Source organism: Bacillus zhangzhouensis, from assembly GCF_000715205.1.
In the GTDB taxonomy this organism is placed as follows: Bacteria; Bacillota; Bacilli; order Bacillales; family Bacillaceae; genus Bacillus; species Bacillus zhangzhouensis.
In genome coordinates this window covers 14300-40962 of record NZ_JOTP01000013.1, presented here as the reverse complement: position 1 = coordinate 40962, position 26663 = coordinate 14300, and the positions used below count along the sequence as shown (strand labels likewise).

26 protein-coding genes are annotated in these 26663 nt (G+C 42.9%); 18 read left to right on the top strand and 8 right to left on the bottom strand.

The window, feature by feature from the left end; genetic code table 11:
- Positions 1-91 precede the first annotated feature (91 nt).
- On the bottom strand, positions 92-289 hold the full coding sequence (locus BA70_RS12025; RefSeq protein ID WP_034322495.1) for a hypothetical protein: 198 nt from the start codon (positions 287-289) through the stop codon (positions 92-94).
- Positions 286-1557 (bottom strand): BaiN/RdsA family NAD(P)/FAD-dependent oxidoreductase, encoded by a 1272-nt coding sequence (locus BA70_RS12020; RefSeq protein WP_034322492.1) that lies wholly within the window; start codon positions 1555-1557, stop codon positions 286-288. The genes BA70_RS12025 and BA70_RS12020 overlap by 4 nt, the downstream gene beginning before the upstream one ends.
- 175 nt (positions 1558-1732) lie before the next feature.
- Here BA70_RS12020 and BA70_RS12015 point away from each other — a divergent pair, with 175 nt between their 5' ends.
- Both BA70_RS12015 and BA70_RS12010 read left to right on the top strand, forming a co-directional pair.
- Positions 1733-3355: a putative polysaccharide biosynthesis protein gene (locus BA70_RS12015; RefSeq protein WP_034322489.1), complete on the top strand. Its 1623-nt coding sequence runs from the start codon at positions 1733-1735 to the stop codon at positions 3353-3355.
- A 15-nt stretch (positions 3356-3370) separates the two neighbouring features.
- Positions 3371-4087: a pseudouridine synthase gene (locus tag BA70_RS12010; RefSeq protein WP_034322487.1), complete on the top strand. Its 717-nt coding sequence runs from the start codon at positions 3371-3373 to the stop codon at positions 4085-4087.
- A 54-nt stretch (positions 4088-4141) separates the two neighbouring features.
- Here BA70_RS12010 and BA70_RS12005 read toward each other — a convergent pair whose 3' ends face one another.
- Positions 4142-4363, bottom strand: coding sequence for a DeoR family transcriptional regulator (locus BA70_RS12005; RefSeq protein WP_008356419.1), 222 nt, complete (start codon positions 4361-4363; stop codon positions 4142-4144).
- A 369-nt stretch (positions 4364-4732) separates the two neighbouring features.
- Positions 4733-6031, bottom strand: coding sequence for an NCS2 family permease (locus BA70_RS12000; RefSeq protein WP_034322484.1), 1299 nt, complete (start codon positions 6029-6031; stop codon positions 4733-4735).
- 94 nt (positions 6032-6125) lie between these two features.
- Between BA70_RS12000 and pepV the strand changes: the two genes are divergently transcribed.
- Entirely contained in the window at positions 6126-7526 is a 1401-nt protein-coding gene (gene pepV, locus BA70_RS11995; RefSeq protein ID WP_034322482.1) for a dipeptidase PepV, read from the top strand.
- A 29-nt stretch (positions 7527-7555) separates the two neighbouring features.
- Positions 7556-8176, top strand: coding sequence for a Type 1 glutamine amidotransferase-like domain-containing protein (locus tag BA70_RS11990; RefSeq protein WP_034322480.1), 621 nt, complete (start codon positions 7556-7558; stop codon positions 8174-8176).
- A 53-nt stretch (positions 8177-8229) separates the two neighbouring features.
- Here BA70_RS11990 and cysK read toward each other — a convergent pair whose 3' ends face one another.
- The gene (gene cysK / locus BA70_RS11985; RefSeq protein ID WP_034322477.1) at positions 8230-9159 is read right to left on the bottom strand and encodes a cysteine synthase A; all 930 of its coding nucleotides are present in this window, start codon (positions 9157-9159) and stop codon (positions 8230-8232) included.
- A gap of 94 nt (positions 9160-9253) precedes the next feature.
- Here cysK and thpR point away from each other — a divergent pair, with 94 nt between their 5' ends.
- The 4 genes from thpR to BA70_RS11960 all read left to right on the top strand — a co-directional run bounded on the left by thpR (position 9254) and on the right by BA70_RS11960 (position 12834).
- Complete coding sequence (thpR, locus tag BA70_RS11980; RefSeq protein ID WP_034322639.1) at positions 9254-9805, top strand: RNA 2',3'-cyclic phosphodiesterase; 552 nt, start codon at positions 9254-9256, stop codon at positions 9803-9805.
- Positions 9806-9834: 29 nt separating this feature from the next.
- Complete coding sequence (locus tag BA70_RS11975; protein WP_034322474.1) at positions 9835-10770, top strand: hypothetical protein; 936 nt, start codon at positions 9835-9837, stop codon at positions 10768-10770.
- 48 nt (positions 10771-10818) lie between these two features.
- On the top strand, positions 10819-11748 hold the full coding sequence (locus BA70_RS11970) for a YegS/Rv2252/BmrU family lipid kinase (protein WP_034322471.1): 930 nt from the start codon (positions 10819-10821) through the stop codon (positions 11746-11748).
- A gap of 285 nt (positions 11749-12033) precedes the next feature.
- Positions 12034-12834 carry a phosphotransferase family protein gene (locus tag BA70_RS11960; RefSeq protein ID WP_034322638.1) on the top strand — a complete coding sequence of 267 codons (801 nt, stop codon included), beginning with the start codon at positions 12034-12036 and terminating at the stop codon, positions 12832-12834.
- Here BA70_RS11960 and BA70_RS11955 read toward each other — a convergent pair.
- On the bottom strand, positions 12831-13106 hold the full coding sequence (locus BA70_RS11955; protein ID WP_034322465.1) for a YtzH-like family protein: 276 nt from the start codon (positions 13104-13106) through the stop codon (positions 12831-12833). The genes BA70_RS11960 and BA70_RS11955 overlap by 4 nt on opposite strands.
- Before the next feature lie 188 nt (positions 13107-13294).
- Between BA70_RS11955 and trmB the strand changes: the two genes are divergently transcribed.
- From trmB to BA70_RS11940, 3 genes are all read left to right on the top strand, one after another.
- A complete protein-coding gene (gene trmB, locus BA70_RS11950) occupies positions 13295-13936 on the top strand; it encodes a tRNA (guanosine(46)-N7)-methyltransferase TrmB (protein ID WP_034322462.1) in 642 nt (213 codons plus the stop codon).
- Between the two features lie 116 nt (positions 13937-14052).
- Positions 14053-14901 (top strand): YtnP family quorum-quenching lactonase, encoded by an 849-nt coding sequence (locus BA70_RS11945; protein WP_034322460.1) that lies wholly within the window; start codon positions 14053-14055, stop codon positions 14899-14901.
- 75 nt (positions 14902-14976) lie between these two features.
- On the top strand, positions 14977-16674 hold the full coding sequence (locus BA70_RS11940; RefSeq protein ID WP_034322458.1) for an NAD-dependent malic enzyme: 1698 nt from the start codon (positions 14977-14979) through the stop codon (positions 16672-16674).
- 48 nt (positions 16675-16722) lie between these two features.
- Here the strand turns inward: BA70_RS11940 and BA70_RS11935 are convergent, their stop codons facing one another.
- Positions 16723-17037, bottom strand: coding sequence for a PepSY domain-containing protein (locus BA70_RS11935; RefSeq protein WP_034322455.1), 315 nt, complete (start codon positions 17035-17037; stop codon positions 16723-16725).
- Between the two features lie 199 nt (positions 17038-17236).
- Here BA70_RS11935 and BA70_RS11930 point away from each other — a divergent pair, with 199 nt between their 5' ends.
- Positions 17237-18310 carry a M42 family metallopeptidase gene (locus tag BA70_RS11930; protein WP_034322452.1) on the top strand — a complete coding sequence of 358 codons (1074 nt, stop codon included), beginning with the start codon at positions 17237-17239 and terminating at the stop codon, positions 18308-18310.
- 365 nt (positions 18311-18675) lie between these two features.
- On the opposite strand, the gene BA70_RS11925 is transcribed toward BA70_RS11930, so the two are convergent.
- Complete coding sequence (locus BA70_RS11925; protein ID WP_034322451.1) at positions 18676-19122, bottom strand: YtoQ family protein; 447 nt, start codon at positions 19120-19122, stop codon at positions 18676-18678.
- Between the two features lie 200 nt (positions 19123-19322).
- Here BA70_RS11925 and BA70_RS11920 point away from each other — a divergent pair, with 200 nt between their 5' ends.
- The 6 genes from BA70_RS11920 (at position 19323) to murC (ending at position 26655) form a co-directional block, all read left to right on the top strand.
- Positions 19323-20351 carry a PTS sugar transporter subunit IIC gene (locus tag BA70_RS11920; protein ID WP_034322449.1) on the top strand — a complete coding sequence of 343 codons (1029 nt, stop codon included), beginning with the start codon at positions 19323-19325 and terminating at the stop codon, positions 20349-20351.
- Positions 20338-20658 carry a thioredoxin family protein gene (locus BA70_RS11915; RefSeq protein WP_034322446.1) on the top strand — a complete coding sequence of 107 codons (321 nt, stop codon included), beginning with the start codon at positions 20338-20340 and terminating at the stop codon, positions 20656-20658. The genes BA70_RS11920 and BA70_RS11915 overlap by 14 nt, the downstream gene beginning before the upstream one ends.
- A 19-nt stretch (positions 20659-20677) precedes the next feature.
- On the top strand, positions 20678-21487 hold the full coding sequence (locus BA70_RS11910; protein WP_034322443.1) for a DUF1444 domain-containing protein: 810 nt from the start codon (positions 20678-20680) through the stop codon (positions 21485-21487).
- Between the two features lie 19 nt (positions 21488-21506).
- Positions 21507-22112, top strand: coding sequence for a YtpR family tRNA-binding protein (gene ytpR, locus BA70_RS11905; protein ID WP_034322440.1), 606 nt, complete (start codon positions 21507-21509; stop codon positions 22110-22112).
- Between the two features lie 198 nt (positions 22113-22310).
- Complete coding sequence (locus BA70_RS11900) at positions 22311-25055, top strand: DNA translocase FtsK (RefSeq protein ID WP_034322435.1); 2745 nt, start codon at positions 22311-22313, stop codon at positions 25053-25055.
- A 301-nt stretch (positions 25056-25356) separates the two neighbouring features.
- Positions 25357-26655, top strand: coding sequence for a UDP-N-acetylmuramate--L-alanine ligase (gene murC / locus BA70_RS11895; RefSeq protein ID WP_034322432.1), 1299 nt, complete (start codon positions 25357-25359; stop codon positions 26653-26655).
- The last annotated feature ends 8 nt before the right edge of the window (positions 26656-26663 follow it).

Here is a 26663-nt window from a genome sequence, read left to right as displayed (position 1 = left end):
TAATATCCCCGCTCTCAACTATTTTCAAACAAAAAGAGGCGAGTTTCTCACTCGTCCTCCATTTTACCGTAACATGTTTTCCTTCCATTTATCAACCATCGATATGTGAAGATGATTTTTCCTCAATTCGTTTGCGAAGACGGTAGACATATTCTTTTAAACAAACTGCGAAAATGGTAAATGCCAAAACAATGGCGACTTTTAACGGGGTAATCGACAGCTTCATGAAAACAGCGGCTGTCAAACTAATAACGACCGCAAGTACGATTGGAAGTGCGCGTCTGATCATTGATCTCTCTCCTTTACTTCTAGTGCAGCATTCATGCCAGCAAGTCTGCCTGTCACAAGTGCTGACGTGATATTGTAGCCGCCTGTGTAACCGTGGATGTCTAAAATTTCTCCGCAGAAATAAAGACCGGCCATTTTTTTAGATGCCATTTTTTTCGGTTCAATCTCTTTGACAGAAACGCCGCCTCCTGTGACAAACGCTTTGTCTAAGGATAACGTACCATTTGCATGAACGATGAAATGTTTACAATCATGGGCAAACGTGCGCAGTTTCTCCTTGGCGAGACCAGAAAATGTGTCTTGCGGATCAATGCCATTACGTTCTAAAAGGAACAATAAATAGCGTTCCTGCATCCAAGACTTCAATACGTTTTTAATCGCTTTTTTTGGTTCGTCCTTTAGGTCACGATGAAGCTTTTGAAACAGTTCCTCGTCATGAAGCTTCGGATATAAGTCAATTTGCAGGCGGACTGTTGGCTGTTTTTTCAGCTCTTTGACAACAAATCCGCTGCATCTAAGAACAGCTGGGCCTGATAAACCAAAGTGAGTGAAGATCATATCCATGACATGTGTGACAACTGGTTTTCCTTTTTTATTTAGAACACTTACGGCCACACTTCTTAAAGAAAGCCCTTGAAGTACTTTTTCTTTAATAAATGGCTCATCTGATGTAACCGGTACTTCTGTTGGGAAGAGTTCTGTAATGGTATGACCAGCGGCTTCTGCCCATGCATAGCCATCGCCAGTCGAGCCGGTATGCGGCACACTTTTCCCGCCAACGGCGATGACGACGGCCTCACTTGAAATTTTTTCATCATTATTTGTAACAATTCCAGCTACTTGTCCGTCTTGATACAGAACAGTTTTAATCTTTTCATTCGTTCGAATGGTGACATTCAGAGCGCGAAGTCTGTCTAAAAGGGCATCCACAACGGATTGCGCTTTGTTTGAGACAGGGAACATGCGTCCATGGTCTTCTTCTTTTAGTTCAATGCCTAGGTTTTCAAAAAATCTAATTATATCCTCGTTATTGAACTCAGAAAATGCACTATATAGAAAACGGCCGTTTCCGGGAATATGCTTGATGATTTCTTCTACTGGAAGGCGATTGGTGACGTTACAGCGTCCACCGCCAGAAATGGCCAACTTTCTGCCAAGTTTGTTTCCTTTGTCAATTAACAGAACAGATGCACCGTGCTCTGCTGATGCAATCGCGGCCATCAGTCCAGAAGGTCCACCGCCAATGACAATGACATCATAATGTTTCATGTTACATTCCTCTTTCTACTTTCAGTCATTTCTCTATTATAACGAAGATCGGGAAAGGCTGAAATATGAATTGATTGGTTTTGTGACTTCTGCATTGGAATTGTTACCTGTACGATGAAATGATGTGGTAAAATAGTTGAGTTGAATATTCATTAGAAAAATGGTGGTTAAGCGCATGTCTAATAAACTGCTTCGTGGTACGTTGGTTTTAACGATTGGGACGTATCTCTCTCGTATTCTTGGTATGATTTACTTAATTCCATTTAGCGCAATGGTTGGAGCTACTGGTGGTGCGCTATTCCAATATGGATACAATCAGTATACGATCTTTTTAAGTATTGCTACGCTTGGTTTTCCAACAGCGGTATCAAAATTTGTCTCCAAATATAATTCAATCGGCGATTATGAAACAACTAGAAAAATGTTCAGGGCGGGTATGTCGGTCATGCTTGTCACCGGTATTATCGCCTTTTCTCTTTTATATTTGAGCGCACCAATTTTTGCCAAGATTCAGCTTGGCGGATCGAATGAAACAGGCGGTTTGACCGTCGACCAAGTGGTATATGTGATTCGGATGGTGAGTTTAGGTCTTTTGGTTGTACCAATTATGAGTCTTGTGCGAGGGTTCTTCCAAGGACACTCCATGATGGGACCGACAGCTGTTTCCCAAGTCATCGAACAACTTGTCAGAATCATCTTCCTATTAACAGCGACGTTTATTATTTTAAAGGTGCTTGACGGCGGGCTTGTTATTGCTGTCGGATATGCAACATTTGCCGCGCTTATCGGCGCATTTGGCGGATTATTTACGCTTTATTTATATTGGCTGAAGCGGAAAGACCGTCTCCTGTCCATGCAGCCTAATATAGGTGCTCACTCTGAGTTGACTTATAAGCAAATGTTTACAGAGCTGTTTAGTTATGCAGCACCGTATGTGTTTGTTGGACTTGCGATTCCAATTTATTCTTATATCGATACAAATACAATTAATAGAGCCATGATTGCATCAGGACATCAGGATATTAGTACAGCGGTCCTGTCCATTGTGACGTTATATTTACCGAAGCTAGTCATGATCCCTGTGTCACTTGCAACAGCGTTTGGCTTAACATTGATTCCGACGATTACGGAATCATTTACAGCACGTAATTACAAGCTGCTCAATCGGCAAATTGATCAAACGATGCAGGTCATTTTATTCTTCGTACTGCCTGCTTCATTTGGAATCTCTGCTTTGGCAGGACCGGTTTATTGGTTTTTCTATCCGTCTGTTCATCCTGAGATTGGGATCTCTATTTTGTTCTGGTATGCGCCTGTTGCGTTATTGTTTTCTTTATTCACCATTAACGCAGCGATTTTGCAGGGGATTAACAAACAAAAATTTGCCATTGTCAGTCTTTTGTTAGGGATCATCATTAAAACGGTCCTAAATATCCCGCTGATTAGCTTGCTGCAAGGAAATGGTTCTGTGCTTGCAACTGCACTGGGCTACAGTGCGTCGATCTTGTATATGTTCATCATGATTAAGCGCCATGCAGGCTATTCGTTCCGTAGGATTTTCAAACGTTTTATTCTCATAAGTATTTTAACAGCGATCATGGCTGTTGTAGCTTTCGTGACAAGCCAGCTCGTGAATCAATTGATTTCTTATGAAGGCGGAATTGTACAAGCTGGTATCGTGATTTTGATTTCGATGATCACTGGCGGCGGTGTGTATATGTTCTTATCTTACAAGGTTGGATTACTAGAGCGTATACTTGGCAACCGTTTGCCGACATTTTTAAGAAAAAAGAGTTAAGAAGGGTGGATATTCATGAGGCTTGATAAATTGCTTGCCAATAGTGGCTTTGGTTCAAGAAAAGATGTGAAGAAGCTGGTTAAGGCCCGGGCTGTCACAGTGAATGGGGAAGTGGCGAAGCAGGTAAAAGATCATGTTGATCCATCAAATGATGAAGTGCTCGTACACGGAGAGCGTGTAGAGTATAAAGAATTTATTTATTTAATGATGAACAAGCCAGATGGCGTCATTTCGGCAACGGAGGATATGCGTGATGAAACGGTTGTCGATTTACTCGAGCCGGAGGATATCGCAAGGGAGCCATTCCCTGTGGGGAGACTTGATAAGGATACAGTCGGTCTTCTCCTCCTCACAAATGATGGGCAGCTTGCTCATCAATTACTTTCTCCGAAAAAGCATGTCCCGAAAACGTATGAAGTTCATCTGAAATACCCTTTAGGAGATCAAGACATAGAGCGTCTCGAGCAGGGAGTTGTCATTTTAGATGATTATCATACAAAGCCGGCAAAGGTTGAGGTAGTTGCGAATGAAGACGAAGATACACGCATTCGTTTAACGATTACTGAAGGGAAATACCATCAAGTGAAGCTGATGGCGCAAGCGGTAGGCAATGAAGTGATCTTTTTAAAACGGTTGTCGATGGGACCTGTCTTATTAGATGAAGATCTAGCCCTCGGGGAGTACCGTGAGTTGACGGATGAAGAATTAGACAGCTTAATGAATCGTGAATAGAAAAAGAACCGGCATATCGCCGGTTCTTTTGTTATATGGAAAGTCATTATACGCTTAAGATGATATTTTTACTTTTTTTCTCGTTGTTTCCCATTTGCCCCTGCTTGGACTATGAACAAGATCGTTATAGGCAAGCACGTTTAAGTCTCTTTGAATGGTTCTAGGTGTGATCCCGAATTCATCAACCAGCTCTTGTGTCGTCACAAGACCTTTCTCTTGAATGAACATATAGACTGATTTAATTCGAGTCATCATACGGTTTGTTGAAGGTTTCAAAAAACCACTCCCTATCAATAAGATCGGATGGACTTGACTAACCACAACTTACTACACTAAAACTGCGAAATGAGGACATGCAACAATGGTAAATGTTCGTGTTTCTTATTATTTTACTCTATTATACACGATATTATGCATCTAGTTCCACCAAAAAGTCAACTTTACGTGTTTTTTAATTTGTCTTCATGAAATAAAATATGTTATATAACATGAATTGAATGCGGTTACAACCCAATAAACATATGGGGTATGACGAAGGATGTCTCTTTAGAAAAACAAAAATAAACAAAGGAAATTTACAAAATAAAAAAATGATATTTACAAAAAGACACATTTCTCATTTGAAATGTGCCTTTTTTGTTTCTGTTATCCTTCTAAGAAAAAGAGCTGAATGAAAAATAAGACGGCAAAGATGAGAACAAGGACATGCACTTCTTTCCATTTCCCTTTCGCCAATTTCACAAGTGGATATGAAATAAATCCGAGTGATATCCCTGTAGAGATACTAGATGTCAGCGGCATGGAGAGAATAACAAGAAAAGCAGGAAATGCTTCGTCAAGCTCGTTCCAGCGAATGCGTGACACTGAGTTCATCATTAAACAGCCGACAATGATTAAAACAGGTGATGTGATGGAAGGTAAGGAAGAAATGGCTTGAACGAGTGGGCCAAAAAACAATGCCACAATAAATAGTGCAGCGACCGTTAAAGAAGTCAGTCCAGTTCTTCCTCCCGCAGCAACCCCTGAAGATGATTCAATATAAGCGGTGGTTGGGCTTGTTCCAAACATAGAGCCAACCGTCGTTGCAGCAGAGTCAGCGAGCAGGGCTCTACGCACTTTTGGTAGCTGGCCATTTTTCATTAATCCTGCTTGTTCCGCCACCCCGATCATCGTTCCCGTTGTATCAAAAATCGTGACAAGTAAGAATGAGAAGACAACTGCATATAAATGGTGAGAGAACACGTCACCAAAGGCAGCGATTGGATTTGTAATCAGCATCCCTTCAGGCAGTGCTGGGACGTCCATCAGCATTTTGGGAAAATGAAGCTGACCTGTCGCGAGCGCAATGAGTGTGGTCGCTAACATGCCAATAAACAGGGCTCCATTTACTTGAAGAACCATTAAAATAACTGAAATCATTAAACCAACGAGCGTTAAAATGACAACTGGTGAGTTTAAGTTGCCAAGCTTCACAAGATTCTCCGGGTCAGCTGCAATGATGCCAGACTGCCGGAGACCGATGAACGCAATGAAAAGCCCGATTCCTGCTGTGATCCCGTACTTTAAATTATCTGGAATCGCTTGAATCAGTTGTTTTCTAAGGGATGTTAACGATAAAATAATAAAGAGTATACCAGCAACAAATACCGCACTGAACGCCGTTTGATAGCTGATGCCGCCACCGCCGACAACTGTAAAGGTGAAATAAACATTCAGTCCCATGCCTGGTGCAATGGCAATCGGATAGTTTGCAAATAGCGCCATCCAGAGCGTACCGACGACAGCAGCGATAATTGTTGCAGTAAAGACTTGGTCAAAAGGAATGCCTGCTTTTGAAAGAATTCCAGGGTTGACGGCTACAATATATACCATAGTAAAGAATGTCGTCATACCAGCGATTAATTCTTTCTTTATGTTGGTTTGGTTTTCTTTTAACTGAAACATAAAATCCTCCATTTACGAACATTATTACAAAACAATTAATATAATATTCGTTTTAAGGGTGGATTGCAACCTTTTTTCAAGGAGGAATAGAAAAATGAACTGGGAAGCTGAAGTTATACGAAAAAAAGAAGATCTGATTAAGGATACACAATCTTTTTTGCAAATTGAAAGTGTCCTTGATGAAGAAGGTGGGAAAGAAGGGAAGCCGTTCGGTGAAAAAGTGGATGAGGCCCTTCAGTATATGCTGAAAAAAGGGGAAGACGAAGGCTTCACAGTAAAGAATGTCGATGGCTATGCAGGTCATATTGAATATGGACAAGGCGAAGACATTATAGGTGTGCTATGCCATGTAGACGTTGTGCCTGCTGGTGACGGCTGGACAACCCCGCCATTTTCAGCGGATATCAGAGAAAATAGAATCTTTGCAAGAGGGGCCATTGATGATAAAGGCCCAACCATGGCCGCTTTCTACGCGCTTAAGATTTTAAAAGATACGGGCATTCAATTATCGAAAAAAATTCGAATGATCATTGGAACAGATGAAGAAAGCGATTGGCGCTGTGTGGAACATTATTTCAAGCACGAAGCGATGCCACAAATTGGCTTTGCGCCAGATGCCGATTTTCCGATTATTCATGCTGAAAAAGGAATTATTGATGCCATTGTGTCATTTACATATCAACAAACAGAGGACAATAAGCGCTATACACTCAAGCAATTCACATCAGGGATGAGGCTCAATATGGTGCCAGATGAGGCAATTGCCACTGTGACAGCTGCACAGGAACATGACGCAGAAGCGTTAAAAGCCGCTTTTGAAGCCTATCTCGCTGAAAATCAATTATCCGGTGAGGCAAAGAACACAGCGGATGGACTGCATTTCACATTAAAAGGTGTATCAGTCCATGCAATGGAGCCGGCGCATGGCATCAATGCGGGCATTCATATGGCGAATTTCCTATGTGAGCATGAATTAGATGAACAAGGGCTTGCCTTTACATCACAAATAAAGTCTTTATTTGATCAAGACACACGAGGACAAAAGCTAGGAATTGCTTGTAATGATGACATTAGCGGCGACTTAACCTTGAATGTTGGAACGATCCGCTATACGCAAAACGAGGAAGCGAAACTTGGCTTAAACGTCCGTTATCCCGTGACAGCAGACGGCAAGGACGTCAAAAAAGGGATTGAAAGCATCAAAGGGGCGTCCATTGAGAAATTTGATGACAGCCCTCCGCATCACGTCGCAAAAGATCATCCACTTGTGAAAACATTGCAGCGGGTATATGAGGAACAAACTGGAGACCCAGCAACTCTGATTGCTATTGGGGGAGGAACATATGCGAGATCTTTAGAAGCAGGAGTTGCCTTTGGCCCTCTATTCCCTGGCAGACCAGATTGCGCCCATCAAAAGGATGAATATATCGAAATCGATGACTTACTAAGAGCAACAGCTCTATATGCACAAGCTATGTATGAATTGGCAAAATAGAAAAAAGTAAAGAGAAGAGGGGATTCACAGTGAAAAAAATGTTCTTATGCTCTTCATTCAAAGACAGCTATTCTCTCTTGTCTGACTTTGCGGGTGAATCATTAAAAGGAAAAAGCGTGACGTTTATTCCAACAGCTAGTGCTGTGGAAGAAGTAAAGCACTATGTGGAGGCAGCAAAAGAGGCCTTTCATGAATTAGATATGCATATAGAGACTGTTCAAATGGCTGAGCAGACTGCCCAAGAGATCACACATATGATCGAACGAAATGATGTCATCTACGTATCAGGAGGCAATACTTTTTATTTGTTGCAGGAATTAAGAAAGCATCGCCTCGATCACGTCTTGAAGGAAGAAATCAACAAAGGCAAGTTGTACATTGGAGAATCAGCAGGGAGTATCATCATGGCGCCAAGCATTGAATATATTTCACTGATGGATGATCAGGAGAAGGCGCCGGAGCTGCCAGCATTTCAAGGGATCAATGAAATCAGCAACTATCCGGTACCACATATGCACCATACCTATTTAGGTGAAGCCGCGCAGCAAATGATCGAGCAGTATCAGCATACGCTCGCTTTATGTCCGCTCACTGATGAACAGGTTTTACTCGTTACAGGTGAGCAGGCTGAGGTGAAGTCGGTCAAATAGACGTGACCGTGAAACGAAGAAAAAGGAACAGGGACTCATCCCCTGTTCCTTTTTTAATCTTGAAAAACATCACTTGATAAATATCGTTCTCCCGTATCTGCTGTCATACAGATGACGATAGAATCCTTAGGCATTTGTTTGGCTGTTTCAATGGCAGCATAGCAAGCTGCGCCAGATGATGGACCAACTAAAATTCCTTCAAGACGGGCAAGCTGCCGTGTGATGTGGTACGCATCTTCATCGCTCACTTGCACAATCTCATCATAGACATGCTCATTTAAAATAGTTGGGATAAATCCTGGACTTGTGCCAACGAGCTTATGTTTGCCAGGTTTCCCGCCAGATAAGACTGGAGATCCCTTCGGTTCTGCCACACGTATGGTCAAGCCGGGGAATGCCTTTTTTAATTCCTCACCAGTGCCTGTAATGGTTCCACCCGTTCCAGCTGTTGCGACAAAGGCAGCAAGAGGATGTCCAAGTTGCTTCACAGCTTCCATGATTTCTATAGCTGTTGTTCCTCTATGAGCATCGGGATTCGCCCCATTGTCAAATTGCATGGGAATAAAGCTATGAGGAATTTGAGCAGCCAGTTCTTCTGCCTTGCGAATACAGCCTGGCATTTTTTCTTCTCCTGGGGTTAAGACGACCTGTGCACCGTATGCCTTTAAAATATTGATTCTTTCCTTTGTCATCGTATCAGGCATGACAAGTATAGCTTTGTAGCCTCTTGCTGCGGCGTTCATTGCTAAACCAATCCCTGTATTTCCGCTCGTTGGTTCAATAATGGTCGCCCCTTTTGTGAGCTTCCCCTGTTTTTCTGCCTCGACGATCATATTGTAAGCAGCACGATCCTTCACACTTCCACTAGGATTAAATGATTCAAGCTTTAAATAAACAGCCGCCGCATTGTCTGGCTGAAGACGCTGTAATTTTACAAGTGGTGTATCGCCAATTAGTTCACCAATATTTTGTGCAACCTTCATCATGTGACACCCTTTCTTCTCATTCCGCATTTCTTTAGTTATACTATCATCAATGGGGATTCGTAAAGTTTGTTAAAAAAGGAAAGGTGATATGATGTCAGAAAGTCGTCATTATTTTATCGGGATTCACATCCCTGAACAACTTGCGCATCAAATCAAAACAGACATCGATCAAAGGAGTGGACTGTCATTTCAAAAATGGACAGCACCTAGTGATTATCATGTAACCCTTGTATTTTTAGGCGCCATTCCAAAAGAGCGTTTGGAAAAGATCATTCAGCTGCTTGAAAACCTTTCAAATGAAGCACCTGCATTTCCGCTAGAGCTGAATGAGTTAGGGCAGTTTGGTACGAAGGAGCGTCCGAGAGTCTTTTTTGCAAAGCCGAGTGAGAGCAAGCCGCTCATGCACGTAAGAGAAAAGGTGAAAGAATCCGTATTGTCAGCAGGTCATCCTGTGGAAAAGAGACCCTTTCATCCGCATATGACGATTGCGCGCAAATGGAATGCGGATCAGCCTTATGAAGAACAAGCGCCTTTACGTAAAGAGCCCTATATGATGGAGGTTTCTAGTATTGCTTTATTTGAAATACGTCCGAAAGAAACCCCGCGTTATCACGCAATCAAACAATTTACACTACATAAATAAATGATTCTAGAAGTTGGAGTGAGCAGCAGATGGCGCAAATTATCAAAATCCAAGATTATATATCACGATATGAACAAGACCCTCATCACTACATCAATCAATTTATTCGATTGAAAAAACAAAGATGGGACGAGTTGAAAAAGGCTTCTAAAGAGCAGGCGCAACATCAGTTTGCACAAATCTCTGAACAAATGCCTGAACAAGTGGAAGAAAAGAGAAAGAAATTCTCCTTAAAGAGAAAGCAAAAAGAAGCCGATATGAAAAAGGAACGGGACCTGAGTCTTTTTAACGAGCCAACTGATATAGAGCAAGGTGTCTTCAGAAACGTCCCTACCGAAGAAACGAAGCTGATTCACTTTTTTAAGGATCATCTATATGATGTTCAAATAAAATGGGCCAGCTCGACGCTATCTCACATTTCAACCGTATCCCATCACATTCGGTATGATGAAAAGCTGCGTATGCTTGCAAGACAGCTTCCAGATTCTTATTTTGTGATGTACAAGCCGGTGCTGCTCATTCAAAAAGCTGAGATGGAATTATGCCCCGTGCTCATTACGCCGCTGGAAGTGATCTGTTTATCCTTCTTAGAGGCAGAGCCAGACAGCGTATACATCGGATCAAAGGAACGTTTTTGGGAAAAACGGGCGACGGGGAAAGCAGTCCAGTCCGTCTTGAACCCTTGCTCAAGCCTTCTGCGCTCTGGAACCGTGGTGTCAAAGATTTTACAGCAAAGTGGTGTGGACCTTCCTGTGAAAAAGATCCTGATCAGCCGAACCTCTTATATTGACTTACCTGAAGTGCCATACGGCATGGAGGTTGTCGATAAGAAAAAGGCTGAGGAATGGTTTGAAAAGCAGCGGAAAAATACGGCGCCGACAAAGCATCAGCAATTTAAGGCGACCAAGGCATTGCTTGCTCATGGTGAATCAGACAGTAAAAGAAGGCAGGAATGGCTCGATTAAAGGCATGATGGAAGGTCGCGTAAAATGAGACCTGAGTGGAGCTAATATATGAATGAATGGTACTTTATCGTCAATCCAGCAGCAGGACATGGAAAAGGACTCCGCATTTGGAGGAGCATAGAGAAAGAATTACAAAAGGTAGAGATCTCATACCGGTCGTTTCTCACTCAGCATGAAGGCCATGCAGAAGTATTGGCGAGACAGATTAGCGCTATGCAAGATGACAGATTAAAGCGCCTGATCATCATTGGCGGTGACGGCACCATTCATGAAGTACTGAATGGCTTAAAAGAAATTGATCATGTGCAGCTGAGTTTTGTCCCCGCTGGCCACTGGAATGACGCAGCGAAGGGGCTCGGCATCCATCGTCATGATGTGTTAAAAGAAGTGAGAAAGCAAAAGAGAATGCTCACCAAAACATTTTCTCTCGGTTCCTTTCAGGATCATGCAGAAAGCCCGCAATCTGTTCTCTTTCTCAATCATATTGGTGCTGGGTTTGACGCGCATGTCTTGAGGAAAACGGTGCATTTCAGAGGAAAAAAGTGGCTGAAGCGACTCAAACTTGGGTTTATCATCTACCCGCTGTCATTTCTCCATTCTTTATGGTCATTTAAGCCGTTCGATCTTGCTCTTTTTATTGAAAAGGAGAAGAAAGTCTTTCGCCAAGTGTGGTTTGTGATCGTATGCAATCATCCGTATTATGGCGGAGGGCTGGAAGCAGCGCCAGAAGCAAGTGCGAGGCAGCCAGGCTTTCAAACGATCGTAGTCACGGATTTGAATCCATTCAAAGTCCTCTTGTTTCTAAGTGCGATGGTGTTTCGAAAGCACCTGACGATGAAGGGAGTCACCCTGTTTCAGCATGAGGAAGCATACTTGGAGGCAGATGAAAAAATCTTATTTCACGCAGACGGTGAAGTGATCGGCGCAACCCCTGTCTTTGTGAAGGCTAGTGAACGAACCTTAAAATTACGTGCTTAAATGACTGCCGGCGTATGCGCCAGCAAAAGAATCATGAAAAAAGCCTTCCTTTTCATAAGGTTCTTGTCCTGATTTTTTAGTTTTGCTTGACGAGTATAAGAAGGTAGCGATAAAATCTATAGGACGGCTATTGTTTAGCATCTCATTCTCAATAGCTGTCCTTTTTGTTTTTATGATCATATAAATAAAAAAAGAAACAGCCAATTGACCTTCAATCGGCTGAATTTTGTCGACTAAAAAAGCATGATTTAAAATATTTTAAGAAATGATGGGTTGAAAATTGATATGAACTGGTTGGGACAAATATTAGGTAGCGAATGGCACATCTCTCCCGCTGGAGGCGCTACGGGAGATGCGTACTTCGCAACACACAATGACCAAAAGCTATTTTTAAAACGCAATACGTCACCGTTTCTTGCGGTTTTGTCAGCTGAAGGCATTGTGCCGAAGCTTGTCTGGACAAAACGGATGGAAAATGGGGATGTCATTACTGCGCAGCACTGGCTGAGCGGCAGGGAGCTGAAGCCAAAGGACATGAATGACCGTCCTGTTGCGGAGCAGCTCAGAAAAATTCATACATCTAAAGAGTTGCTCGATATGCTGAAACGATTAGAAAAGCACTCGCTTGACCCAGAATCCATTCTGATGCATCTCAAGCAGTCCATCTTAAAAGAGCAGATTGAATCACATGACATCTCGCGTGCTATCCAGTATTTAGAGAAGCATGTGGGGGCAGTCCATTTCGAGGATAAGGTCGTATGCCATTGTGACCTCAATCATAATAATTGGCTGCTGACAGATGAAAACCAGCTCTTTTTGATCGATTGGGATGGGGCAATGATTGCAGACCCTGCAATTGATCTTGGACCGCTTTTATATCATTATGTTGATGAAGAGAACTGGGAAAGCTGGCTCTCTATGTACGGCGCCCCGCTGACGGACAATTTGCGGAAACGCATGGCGTGGTACGTGCTCGCTGAAACCGTATCGTTTGTCGTTTGGCATAAAAGAAAAGGAAATGAAAAGGCGCAAAAAGAAGTGCAAGCGGAGCTAAACGCACTGCTAAAACGGTTAAACATCCATTAAGACAGTGGAATGTTTTCGACCCACTCAGACAGATGAGATTGATGCTCCTCGATATGTGCATCAATTGAGCTGACAGAGGTGCCCTTTTGGCTGTAATCATAAATATCTGTTAACAGCTGTCGAACATCAGCATCAAGATCCTCTTTCGCCAGCATTAATTGAATCACGCGTCCCACCTGTTCATATTCTGCAACAGTACCACAGCAATCCAGCTGGTGATCGGTTAAGATATCTTTGATTAATTGAAGCTGATGTTGGCGGTTTAATCCCATACATATGCTCCTTTCTTGCGTGTCGTTTATGTGGTTAAACTGTGCATCTAGCGCCCAATTTATACATGCGGCAGACCAGCTCAAATAGAGGCTGGTCTTTTTCATATGTGCATATGAGATGCTGTCTTGCGGGTCTTTATGTTTCATGGTATCTTGATAAAATGTAAAGAAAATAGAGGTGTATCAAATTGAGAATGCGACATAAACCATGGGCGGATGATTACTTAGCTGAAAATGCTCATATTGCTCTAGCAAACCCTGAACAGTATAAAGGGAAATGGCATGAGCTGTTTGGAAATGATCATCCAATCCATATTGAAGTTGGGACAGGAAAAGGGAGCTTTATTGCTGGAATGGGCAAGCTTCATCCTGATATCAACTATATTGGCATTGAATTATTTAAAAGTGTCATTGTGACAGCAGTAGATAAAATCAAAGAGACAGATGTTGATAACGTGAAGCTTTTGAACATCAACGCTGAGACACTGACAGATGTGTTTGCGGAAAATGAAATTGATCGAGTATATTTAAATTTCTCTGATCCGTGGCCTAAAGCAAGACACGAAAAGCGCAGATTGACCTTTAAAGCCTTTTTAGAGCGATATGAACATATTCTCCGTCCAGGCGGTGAATTACATTTCAAAACAGATAACCGCGGGTTATTTGAATATTCCTTAAAAAGCTTTTCTGCTTACGGACTCCTTTTAACGTATGTAAGCCTTGATTTACATGAGGATGATCTAGAAGGAAATGTGATGACCGAATATGAAGAGAAATTCTCTTCTATGGGACAACCCATCTATCGATCAGAAGTGAAATTCCCAGAATAACCTATGAATAAAGCTGGCTGCATTGGATCATTGCAGTCAGCTTTTTTTAATGAAAAGATTGGTGCATGCGATTTTTGGCTGTATTTGCTACGATAGAAAAAGGAGGGATGACAGCAATGGAGACAATGAAAATAGGCGAAATGGAACTGTTCTGGTTAAACGGGGGAGATACTCACATGGACGGCGGTGCGATGTTCGGTGTGGTGCCAAAGCCGTTATGGTCAAAAAAATATCCAGTAAACGATCGCAATCAAATTGAATTACGGTGTGATCCAATGCTTATCCGGTGGAATGGTCTTCATCTATTAGTGGATTCCGGCATCGGATCAGGGAAGCTGACGGATAAACAAAAACGCAATTACGGCGTGACAGAGGAGACCAAAATGGAAGAATCGCTTGCGGCTCTCGGTCTACGCCCATCAGACATTGATTACGTATTAATGACTCATCTGCACTTCGATCATGCCAGCGGGTTAACAAAACGTGAGGGCGATCAGCTCGTGTCTGTTTTTCAACAGGCAAAAATCATCACATCCAAAATCGAATGGGATGAAATGAGAGCGCCGAACATTCGCTCAAGAAATACATATTGGAAAGAAAACTGGGAGCCTGTAGCAGATCAAGTGGTCACATTTGAAGAAAGCATCGAAGTGACAAAAGGCATCGAGCTGCATCACACAGGCGGTCATAGCAATGGACACAGCATCTTAACGCTCACAAGTCAGGGAGAAACAGCGATTCATTTAGCTGATATCATGCCAACACACGCTCATAAAAATCCACTCTGGGTGCTGGCATATGACGATTATCCGATGACCTCGATTCCTGCTAAACAAAAGTGGCAAGCATTCGCAGAAGAACAAAATGCATGGTACTTGTTTTATCATGATGCCATTTACCGCGCTGTGAAGTGGGATGAAGACGGGCAAATCACACATGAAGTCAAAAGAGAAACAGGAAGATAAAAAGATCATCTGTATGTTTTTTTCGCCTTTCACACAAAATAACGACAAAATGAACTTGTGAAAGGAAGAGTGCAGGTGAACCAATTTTATCGTGTACAGGGTGATGTCATCGAGACACCATTAAGAGGGATGGAAGTCATGTCTGTCCCTTATCTAAACAAAGGCGTTGCATTTACAAAGGAAGAACGGGAAGAGCTTGGTTTAAAGGGATTTCTCCCGCCTAAGGTTTTAACGTTAGAAGACCAAGCAAAGCGTGCATATGAGCAGTTCAAAGCACAGCCAGATGAGCTTGGGAAAAATGTCTATTTAACATCTCTTCATGACAGAAACGAAGTGCTCTTTTATAAATTATTAAATGAACATTTGGCTGAAATGCTTCCGATCGTATACACCCCGACCGTAGGAACGGCCATTCAGCGTTATAGCCATGAGTATAGAAAGCCCAGAGGACTTTATTTATCCATTGATGACCTAGAAGGCATGGAAGAGATTTTCGCTTCCTACGGTGTAGATGAATCGATTGATTTAATCGTGGCCACGGATGCAGAGGGCATTTTAGGCATCGGAGACTGGGGCGTTGGCGGAATAGCGATTTCAGTTGGGAAATTGGCTGTCTATACAGCGGCAGCAGGTATTGACCCAAGCCGCGTGCTGGCAGTAGTGCTTGATGCCGGGACGAATCAAGAAAGTCTCTTGAATGATCCGCTTTATGTCGGAAATCAGCACTCTCGCGTTCGAGGCGAACGCTACGATCAGTTCATTGATCAATATGTAGAGCTTGCCCGTGCCACCTTTCCAAATGCGCTCCTTCACTGGGAAGACTTTGGTACAAAGAATGCCCGCGCCATTTTAGAAAAATATAAGGACCGTATTTGTACATTTAATGATGATATTCAAGGAACTGGAGCAGTTTCGCTTGCTGCGGTTTTGGCATGTGTAAAAGCATCGAAGGTCCCGCTGAAGGATCATCGAATTGTCATCTTTGGAGCGGGTACGGCAGGTATTGGCATAGCAGAGCAAATCCGTGATGCCATCGTAAGAGACGGTGTCAAAGAAGAGGAATCTTATGATCATTTCTGGTGTATTGATAAAACGGGATTACTGACAGATGATTCGGCCGACATTCAGCCATTCCAAAAGCCGTATGCAAGACGTTCTGACGAAGTAAAGGATTATGCCCGTAATGGTCCAAAGCATTCCATTGATTTGTTAGAGGTCGTCAAGCAGGCAAAACCAACCATTTTAATTGGTACCTCGACAGTAGGAGGGGCATTTACAGAGGAAATTGTGAAAGAAATGGCGTCACACGTCGAGCGCCCAGCGATTTTACCGATGTCTAATCCGACACCTCTTTCAGAAGCAAAGCCGGAGGATCTGATCGAGTGGACAGAAGGACGTGCGCTTGTGACAACGGGAAGTCCATTTGATCCCGTGGAATACAATGGGGTCACATATGAAATTGGGCAGGCAAATAATGCCCTTGTTTTTCCAGGTCTTGGTCTTGGAACGATTGTGTCTAAAGCCCGTCTGATGACAAATAGCATGTTTGTTGCGAGTGCTGAAGCCATTGCCAGCATGGTCAATGTCGGAAAACCTGGTGCGGCGATGCTGCCAAGTGTCGATCAGCTTCGAACGGTTTCAGCCACAGTGGCTGTCCGTGTGGCGCAAGCGGCGATTGACGAAGGGATTGCCGAAGAATCGCCAGATGATCTCATACAGACTGTGCAAGACGCCATGTGGCACCCTGTATACAAAAAAATCAAAGCCATATAAAATAAAAAAGAAGCTTCGCAAGGACACGCCTTTGCGAAGCTTTCTTTATCAAGCAACAGAATCAATGACATCAACGATCATGCCTGTTTTTGCATCAATCATGACTTCGTACTGTTCAAGCTCGCCAAAGGCAGAGCGTGTAATGCCAGATTTGTACACATCAACCGTTTCACCATTTACGGTATACGGCTCTGGTACCGTATAGATCCAAGAGCCATCGATCGGACCGCGCTGTTTAAAAGCAGATTTCACAATTTTTAACGCTTTTTCAGACGAGATATACGTAGGGAAAAATACTTTCTTTGCAATCATTGCAGCGGCTACGCCAATACTCGCACCAATCAGAACATGTTTTAACTTCAACGTGCTGCACCTCCGTATTGCTGTTTTTTCCATTATACAAAACTTGTCCATTGATGTTAAGAAATCCGAATACTTGAGAGCATATTCAAAATTTCTGGACAGATACTTGGAAAACCGAAAGAATTCTTATAGTATAAAGTGAGTGTTATTTTTATAGGAATATATATGGTCATTACATAGAAACGAGGTAAATCGTAGAATGAACGAAGAAACATTGTCGCTTTTCCGAAATTTAACAGAATTACAAGGAACTCCAGGTAATGAGCACCATGTGCGTGCTTTTATGAAAAAGGAACTTGAGAAATATTCCGATGAACTCATTCAGGATCGTCTTGGCGGAGTGTTTGGCGTACGTAAGGGTCCAGAAAAGGCACCAAACATCATGGTGGCTGGTCATATGGATGAAGTGGGCTTCATGGTATCATCGATTACGAAAAACGGGATGATTCGTTTTCAAACACTTGGTGGCTGGTGGAGTCAAGTCATGCTGGCTCAGCGTGTGGATGTTCATACCGATCATGGGCCAATTCCTGGTGTCGTGTCTAGTACACCTCCTCACCTTCTGACACCAGAACAAAAAAGCAAACCTGTGAAGCCGTCAGATATGCTGATTGATATTGGTGCAGATAGCGAAGAAGAGGCAAAAGAGCTTGGCATTCGCCCAGGACAGCAAATCGTCCCTGCAACGGTCTTTACCCCAATGGCGAATCCAAAAAAGATCTTAGCAAAGGCTTGGGATAACCGCTATGGCTGCGGACTTGCAATTGAATTATTAAAAGAATTAAAAGACGAAACCCTTTCATGTCAGCTGTATTCAGGTGCAACAGTTCAGGAAGAAGTAGGGCTTAGAGGTGCAGAAGTAGCAGCCAATATGATTCAGCCGGACCTATTCTTTGCTTTAGATGCGAGTCCTGCAAATGATGTAACGGGTGACAAAACACAATTCGGCCAGCTTGGAAAAGGTGCACTTCTTCGTATTTTTGATCGAACGATGATTACGCACCGTGGCATGAGAGACTTTGTGCTCGATACGGCTGAAACAAATAACATTCCATACCAATACTTCGTATCACCAGGTGGTACTGATGCTGGACGTGTTCATATTTCGAATAAAGGTGTGCCGTCTGCAGTTATTGGCGTTTGTGCGCGCTATATTCATACAAGTCATTCTGTCTTACATGTGGATGATTACGCTGCGGCAAAAGAGCTAATTGTTCGTCTTGTTAAAAGCTGTGATCAAAGCACGGTGGATTCTATTTATCAACAGGTGTAAACGTCATAGAAAAGGCTGCCTCTTCAATGAGGGCAGCCTTCAGCGTGTAGACAAACCCTCGCATTCTTTGTCAGTCCTGCGTGCCGATGCTCAAGAATGTCAAATTCGCTCCGCTCCGGTACTCGTCCTTCCTAGACTGCACAGGTTTTCTATCACGCTGAAAAGGAGACAAAGGGCTAAAAGAAAGGTCAGTTTAGCCCTTTGTCAACAGTGTAAAGGCTGCCTCTTCAATGAGGGCAGCCTTCAGCGTGTAGACAAACCCTAGCATTCTTTGTCAGTCCTGCGTGCCGATGCTCAATAAAGGTCATTTTAGCCCTTTGTCAACAGTGTAAAGGCTGCCTCTTCAATGAAGGCAGCCTTCTTTCTTATTGCTGTTCAAACACGTAAGATAACGCCTTGATCGCTTGATTCACTGTTTCCACAGTGATATTTGCTTTGTTTGATAGTTCCTTTAATGGATGGTGTAGTTCCTTTGGACGGATCAAAATAAGAGGTTTTCCTTTGGCGATGGCAGAAGATGCATCCATTGCAGTGTTCCACTGTTTATATTTCTCTCCGAAGCGTGCAATGACAACATCTGCTTTATTCAATAAAATCTCGGTGCGGAAATTGTTCAAATCAGAAGCAGCATCGTCTTTTAAAATGGCATTTGGTTGCTCGCCTAAAATGTCTTCACCAATGTTGTCCGAGCGGTCATGATTCTCCATTGGACCAACAAATGTCACAGGTAACTTCAAAGATTGGCTTTTCTCCTTGATTTCATCACGCCACTGGCTATGAATTTCTCCAGCTAAATAGACGATTAATTGCATAACGATCTCCTCCTTGTGCACAAACTTAGTAAAGGTTTGCCCTGTTTCTTTTCATGTTACACAAGAAGTGCTTGATAAAGCAAAAAAAATATGATTATGATATTCATGGTAGAGACTATTTTTCATCGTAAGAATACTACATATAATGGGAAGGACAGGCCTCTTCGTCTTTCCTATGAGAAAGCGGGAAGACGACGTTGATGACTTATTTGAAAAGAAAGGGTATTTCCCTTTCGCCAAAGGTGTATTTCATTGATGCACTCTCTTATATGGCTTTAGGTCTATTTGCAACATTAGTGGTAGGGCTTATCTTAAAAACAGCAGGCGGCCTGTTATCACTTCCACTCATTATCAAAATGGGAACACTCGCCATGGGGCTTATGGGACCAGCGATCGGCGTAGCGGTTGCGTATCGCTTAAATGCATCTCCTCTGATCATTTTTGCAAGTGTGGTCTCAGGTGCCGCAGGAGCAGAGCTTGGAGGACCTGCTGGAAGCTTTGTGGCAGCATTAATTGGTGTAGAATTAGCTAAACTTGTTAGTGGAGAGACAAGAATTGATATTATCCTAACGCCGCTTGTCACCATTATGACGGGCTTTTTCACCGCCGCTTTGATCGGGCCTGGGATTGAAGGTATGATGACAGGTCTAGGCAGGCTCATCATGTGGGGAACAGACCAAAGTCCGCTGATCATGGGTATGCTAGTGGCGACCATTGTTGGACTTGCCCTCAGCTCACCGATCTCTAGTGCTGCGCTTGCGCTGATGCTTGATTTAAGCGGGACAGCGGCGGGTGCTGCAACGATCGGCTGCTGCGCTCAAATGGTTGGCTTTGCCGCTGCAGGCTTTAGAGAAAATCGCTTTGGCGGTCTTGCGGCTGTCGGCATTGGGACGTCAAAACTGCAGCTGCCGAATATTGTGAAAAACCCCCTCATCCTTATTCCGCCGACGATTGCGGGCCTTATTCTTGCGCCAATTGGTATTATTGGCTTTGGGATGGTCAATAATGCGGCAGGAGCAGGTATGGGCACGAGCGGTCTTGTTGGACAACTGATGACGCTGACAGTCATGGGGTTTCATCCATCCGTACTACTCGCGATTGCTCTCTTGCATATTGTTGGTCCGGCAGTGATTAGTTTGGTAGTATCAGAATGGATGAGAAAGAAAGGCTATATACAATTCGGAGATTTAACCATACAAACTGGAGGAATGAAACATGAAAAAAATTGAATCAAACGAAGAATTACAAAAAGTAATTCAACAAGACTTAACGGTATTACTATTCTCAGCTGACTGGTGCCCTGACTGTACATTTATTGAACCATTCTTACCAGAGCTTGAAGCAAACTACCCAGAATTTGAATACTTCTATGTCGATAGAGATCAGTTCATTGACACTTGTGCAGAGTGGGAAATTTACGGCATTCCAAGCTTTTTAGTCTTTAAAAACGGACAAGAGATCAACCGATTTGTCAGCAAAGATCGTAAGACAAAGGAAGAGATTGAAGCATTTTTAACAGATTCTCTTTCTAAATAACGAAAGGAGAGTCTTAACTATGGCAAAAATGACATCAAGACAGCTTGCCAATCAATTGAAAAGCCGTCTGACGAGTGACAGCTGGTCACACCAGTTTGACCGGGAAAAAGATACGCTACGTATCGAAGATAAACAAACAGGTAAGGGCATCACGCTTGAGCTTCCACCAATTATTGCGAAGTGGGAAGTAAAGCCTGATGAAACACTGGATGAGATCGTTTACTATGTGAAAGAGGCGCTAAGCGCGATGAAAGGCGAAGCGCAGCACATATCTGGTAAAGAAAAGCAAATCTATCCGGTTATTCGTTCAACTTCCTTTCCTGAGACATCAAGTGACGAGATTCCGCTTGTTTTTGATGAGCATACAGCTGAAACAAGAATCTACTATGCGCTTGACCTTGGAAGTACCTACAGATTAATTGATGAAAAGATGCTTCAAAAGGAAAATTGGACAAAAGAGCGAATCAGGGAAACCGCAAGCTTTAACGTCCGCTCACTTGAAACCGTGGTGAAAATGGATGAAGTCGCAGGCAATCGTTTTTATTTCTTCCGTGCGAACGACGGATATGATGCAAGCAGACTTTTAAATGAATCGATTTTACAAGAATACGCGCAAAAAATAGAGGGGCAGATGGCCATATCTGTTCCCCATCAAGATGTATTCATCATTGCAGATATTCGCAATGATTCAGGCTACGATATTTTAGGGCAAATGTCGATGAGCTTCTTCGCTAGCGGGACGGTTCCAATTACTGCATTGTCATTTTTATATGATGAGGGCAAGCTCGAACCAATCTTTATTCTTGCGAAAAGCAGACCAAAACAGTAGTAGAAGGGAATTTTGAAGAATGAATGCTTTTTATAATGCAGAAGGTGTAGGCGACACACTTCTTATTTCATTGAAAGATGTGACAAGAGAAGAAGTAGGTCATGAAACGTTTGGAGATGTCGTAAGAATCTTCAATCAAGAGACAAAAGAAACAACAGGCTTTAATATCTTCAACGCATCCACTTACATGAAAATTGAAGAAAACGGATCTGTACCGCTTTCTGAAACGCTTGTTCAAGATATCAATGAAATTTTAAACCGCAATGGTGTCAGTGAAACGTTGACTGTCGATCTATCACCAAAATTTGTTGTCGGCTATGTGAAGGAAAAGGAAAAGCATCCTAATGCAGATAAATTAAACATTTGCCAAGTAGATGTTGGCGAAGAAACATTACAAATCGTGTGCGGTGCACCAAACGTCGATCAAGGTCAATATGTCGTTGTTGCCAAGGTCGGTGCAGTGATGCCAAGCGGTTTGATCATCAAAGATGCTGAACTAAGAGGTGTGCCATCAAGCGGAATGATTTGTTCAGCAAAAGAATTAGATCTTCCGGATGCGCCTGCTGAAAAAGGGATCCTTGTTCTAGAAGGAAGCCACCAGGCTGGCGAACCCTTTGAAGCTTAACCTCCCATAAACGGGCACTGATGAGCGAAGAATGTGTTATACGAAAAGTCACTAAGTACGTACTTAGTGACTTTTTTTCATCTACATACAGCCTGAACAGCAAAAGCGGCACTTTTCTCGCTTTTCTGCATGAAAAAGCAGTGGTATACTAAAAATCGCCCAAGAAAACGTAAGGGGAGTTAAAGTGAGTGATAAACGATGAGTTGGATAGATAAATTTTTTAGTGTGTTTTTAGGAGATGAAAAGAAAGAAGAAGCTGAGAGACCGCATGAAGGTCCGGCTGCGCCAAAGCAGGCAGCTTTTGAACAGCATAAAGAATATAAAAAAATGGAAGATACGAAAGTCTATTATGAATATCCGAAAGGCAACTTCCGCTTTCCTCTTGTTCCAGATGAACCCGCTCGTGACGGCGTGAAGCAGAGGCACACGAGACCCAGTCAGCCAAAGGCAAAGCAGACGACCTATCAGCCAAAACAAACGTTGCAGCCTGATATAAATAAAAAACCATTCAAAACAGAGCAAATCCCTTCGCCGATCTATGGCTATCATCAGGATATGCGTCCAAAACGAAAAGAAGGCAAAGAAGAAGCACCCTCTGTTCAAATGAAGGCCACAGAAGAAACAGCACAGCGTGTTACTTTGTTATCAGAAGAGGCAGAGCGTGAACGGAATGTGAGACAGCAAATGAACATCCCGTCTATAAGGAAAGAAAATCGCATGGCAGAAGCTGCTTCAGCTCCTGCAGAAGAGACAGCGGATATGCAAACAGGTGCGACGCCTCTTACATTGCAAGAGGAACTCGCCTATCAGGATCACGTTCAGTCGACGATGGAGCGCTTAAATGACGAATCTTTTATCCAAGCAGAGGAAAGGGATCAAGCCTTTTCACAGCCAGAAGACCATCACGAAGCTGTTTTACATAAGCAGCAAGCCTCAACATACCAAGACGAGCCGGTAGAGCCTGAGCCGGAACAGGTCGTCTCAGGCGATCAAGAAGAAAGAAAAGACGAGCCGACCGATCAGCTTGAAGACCATGCTGAGGAAATAGAAACATTGACATTCGAAACAGCTGAAGACTCACAACCAGCAATTGAAATGGAAATAGATAGCCAAGTAGAAGAAGTGGCGGTGACAGAAGCCATCACACCAGAAGCCAGGGAAGAAGCAGAGACTGATTCCATAGAAGAAAGACAAGCAGACGTGCTAGCAGCAGAATTTGAAGAAGCAGAAGCTGAGCCAGTGATCAAACATGACCTACAAGACGATCAATCTACGGAAGAGCCTGAAATCGTAGATGAGCAAGTCATGCCAGCAGAATCAGTAACAGATGAACGGACTGTCTCTGAGTCAGCAGAAACCTTCATGGATCAGAAAGAGCAGCGGGAACAAACGCTTGAAGTGAAGCGACAAGAACCAAAACAGACAACTCCGCAGCCAAAGCGTTCAAGCGGTCAAACCTCAACGGTTCCTTTTAACGTCATGATGTTAAAAAGTGACCAGCGCGTGCAAGGACAGAAGAAAACGTCTGATGCACAAGGATATGTTTTTCCAAGCTTAGCCCTTCTAGATGTACCTCCGGCTCAAAAAGAAGAGGACGGGGCATGGGTGAAAGAGCGGGCAGAGCTGCTCAATGCAACGCTTAAAAATTTCAATGTAAGAGCAAATGTAGTCCATGTCACGCAGGGCCCTTCTGTCACAAGATTTGAAGTACATCCTGAACCAGGCGTCAAAGTGAACAAAATCACGAACCTGTCAGATGATATTAAACTCAGTTTGTCCGCAAAGGATATTCGAATCGAAGCACCGATCCCAGGAAAGAACACGATCGGAATCGAAGTGCCGAACCTGCACAGTAAAATGGTGTTCTTAAGAGAAATGATCAGAAGCAGTGCATTTAGAGACAATCCATCTCCTTTAACGGCAGCGCTCGGATTAGATATCTCAGGTCAGCCCGTCGTGGTTGATTTGCAAAAAATGCCGCACGGCTTAATTGCTGGAGCAACAGGTTCGGGAAAAAGTGTCTGCATTAATACCATTTTAGTAAGCTTGATGTTTAAAGCCTCACCAGATGAAGTGAAAATGCTCTTAATCGACCCTAAAATGGTTGAATTAGCGCCGTATAATCACATTCCACATCTCGTGAGTCCTGTTATTACTGATGCCAAGACAGCGACAGCTGCCCTGAAATGGGTAGTCGATGAAATGGAAAGACGCTATGAACTGTTTGCTCACTCTGGTGTGAGAGAAATTAAACGATTCAATGAACTTGTGAAAGAAAAACAAATGGGTGAAAAACTTCCGTATCTCGTCGTTGTCATCGATGAGCTGGCTGATTTAATGATGGTCGCACCAAATGAAGTCGAAGAAAGCATTTGCCGGATTGCACAAAAAGCAAGAGCGTGTGGTATTCATTTACTGATTGCGACTCAAAGACCATCCGTTGATGTCATCACAGGTCTCATTAAAGCCAATATCCCAACAAGAATTGCTTTCTCTGTTTCAAGCCAGGTAGATTCTAGAACCATTATTGACATGGCAGGTGCAGAAAAGCTTCTCGGAAAAGGAGACATGCTCTTCTTAGAAAATGGCTCCGGCAAGCCGACAAGGCTGCAAGGGAACTTTGTATCAGACCGCGAGATCGATCAAGTGGTGGCACATGTGAGGAAACAACGCAAGCCTGTGTTTCTTTTCGAACAGGAGGAATTAATGCTTCAAGGCTCTGCGATTACAGACGAAGACGAATTGTTTATGGATGCCTGCCGATTTGCAATCGAGCAAAATAGTGCAAGTACATCCAGCCTGCAAAGAAGATTTAGAATTGGCTACAATCGTGCAGCCAGATTGATCGACATGATGGAACGTGAAGGCATGATCTCTGGGGCGAAAGGCAGTAAGCCAAGAGAAGTCCTCATGACACTCAGTGATCTAGAACAATTGATCTAAACAAACCACTTCATTTTTTTGATAAACATGGTATGATAGCACATAGGTGCAATTTTGTAATTGGACACTTTTTGCGTGCCTGTCTGAACGCTTTTTATGTAAAATGAGCTGAAACAGGTGTTAGAAATGGGAAAGTTGTCGGATACTAATCATAGTTAATATTGATTAGAATAGGAAGATCGGAAAAAATCTTTATTTGGAGCTGCGATCTGTGATCTGCTAGAGACGAAAATCACAAGTTGCAAATTGAAATGAGCGTCATATACTGTAAGTCAGATAGACGTTTGTTGGAGGTACAATTATGACTGTTTATCATTTTGTTGGAATAAAAGGGACAGGTATGAGTCCACTGGCCCAAATTCTTCATGATACTGGGTATACTGTCCAAGGATCGGATATCGAAAAGCATATCTTTACACAAAAAGCATTAGAAGAACGAAACATTAAAATTCTTCCATTTGACCCAGATAATATTCAGCCGGGGATGACGGTCATTGCAGGAAATGCATTTCCTGATACACACCCTGAGATTGAACGTGCTCTTTCTGAAGGGATTCCTGTGATTCGTTACCATAAATTCCTTGGAGAATACATGGATTCATTCACAAACGTTGCGATTACTGGTGCTCATGGTAAAACATCTACAACAGGACTGCTTGCTCATGTGATGCAATCAGCAAAGCCAACTTCGTACTTAATCGGTGATGGATCTGGAATGGGGAAAGAAAACAGCGAGTATTTTGTATTTGAAGCATGCGAATACCGCAGACATTTCCTCAGCTATCATCCAGACTATGCGATCATGACCAATATTGATTTTGATCACCCTGATTATTTCTCGGACATTGATGACGTGTTTGATGCGTTTCAAAACATGGCGCTTCAAGTGAAAAAAGCCATTATCGCTTGCGGAGACGATGAGCATCTGCTCAAGATTCAAGCGAAAGTACCTGTTGTGTACTACGGATTCAATGAAGAAAATGATTTCCAAGCTCGTAATGTTGTGAAAAATACGGAAGGCACCACATTTGATGTATTTGTACGCAATACGTTTTATGATACCTTCTACATTCCTGCATATGGAAATCATAATGTCCTCAACTCGTTAGCAGTGATTGCTTTATGTCATTATGAAGCCATTGATGTCGATTTGATCAAAGGTGCATTAACAACATTTGGCGGTGTGAAACGACGCTTTAATGAAAAAGTAGTAGGTGAACAAGTCTTAATTGACGATTATGCACATCACCCAACTGAAATTGAGGTCACCATTGAAGCGGCACGTCAAAAATATCCAGACCGTGATATTGTCGCTGTTTTCCAGCCGCATACCTTCACACGGACACAGCAATTCTTAACTGAATTCGCTGATAGTCTCAAGAAAGCTGATTATGTGTATCTTTGTGATATCTTTGGTTCAGCTCGTGAAAACATTGGAAAATTAAGCATCGAAGATTTACGCGGAAAAATTCCGCAAGCCCAGTTGATTGATGAAGAAGAGACATCTGTGTTGAAAGCGCACGAGGATGCAATTTTGATCTTTATGGGAGCCGGAGACATTCAAAAATATTTACGTGCTTATGAGAAAGTTGCTGTATAAATGTAAAT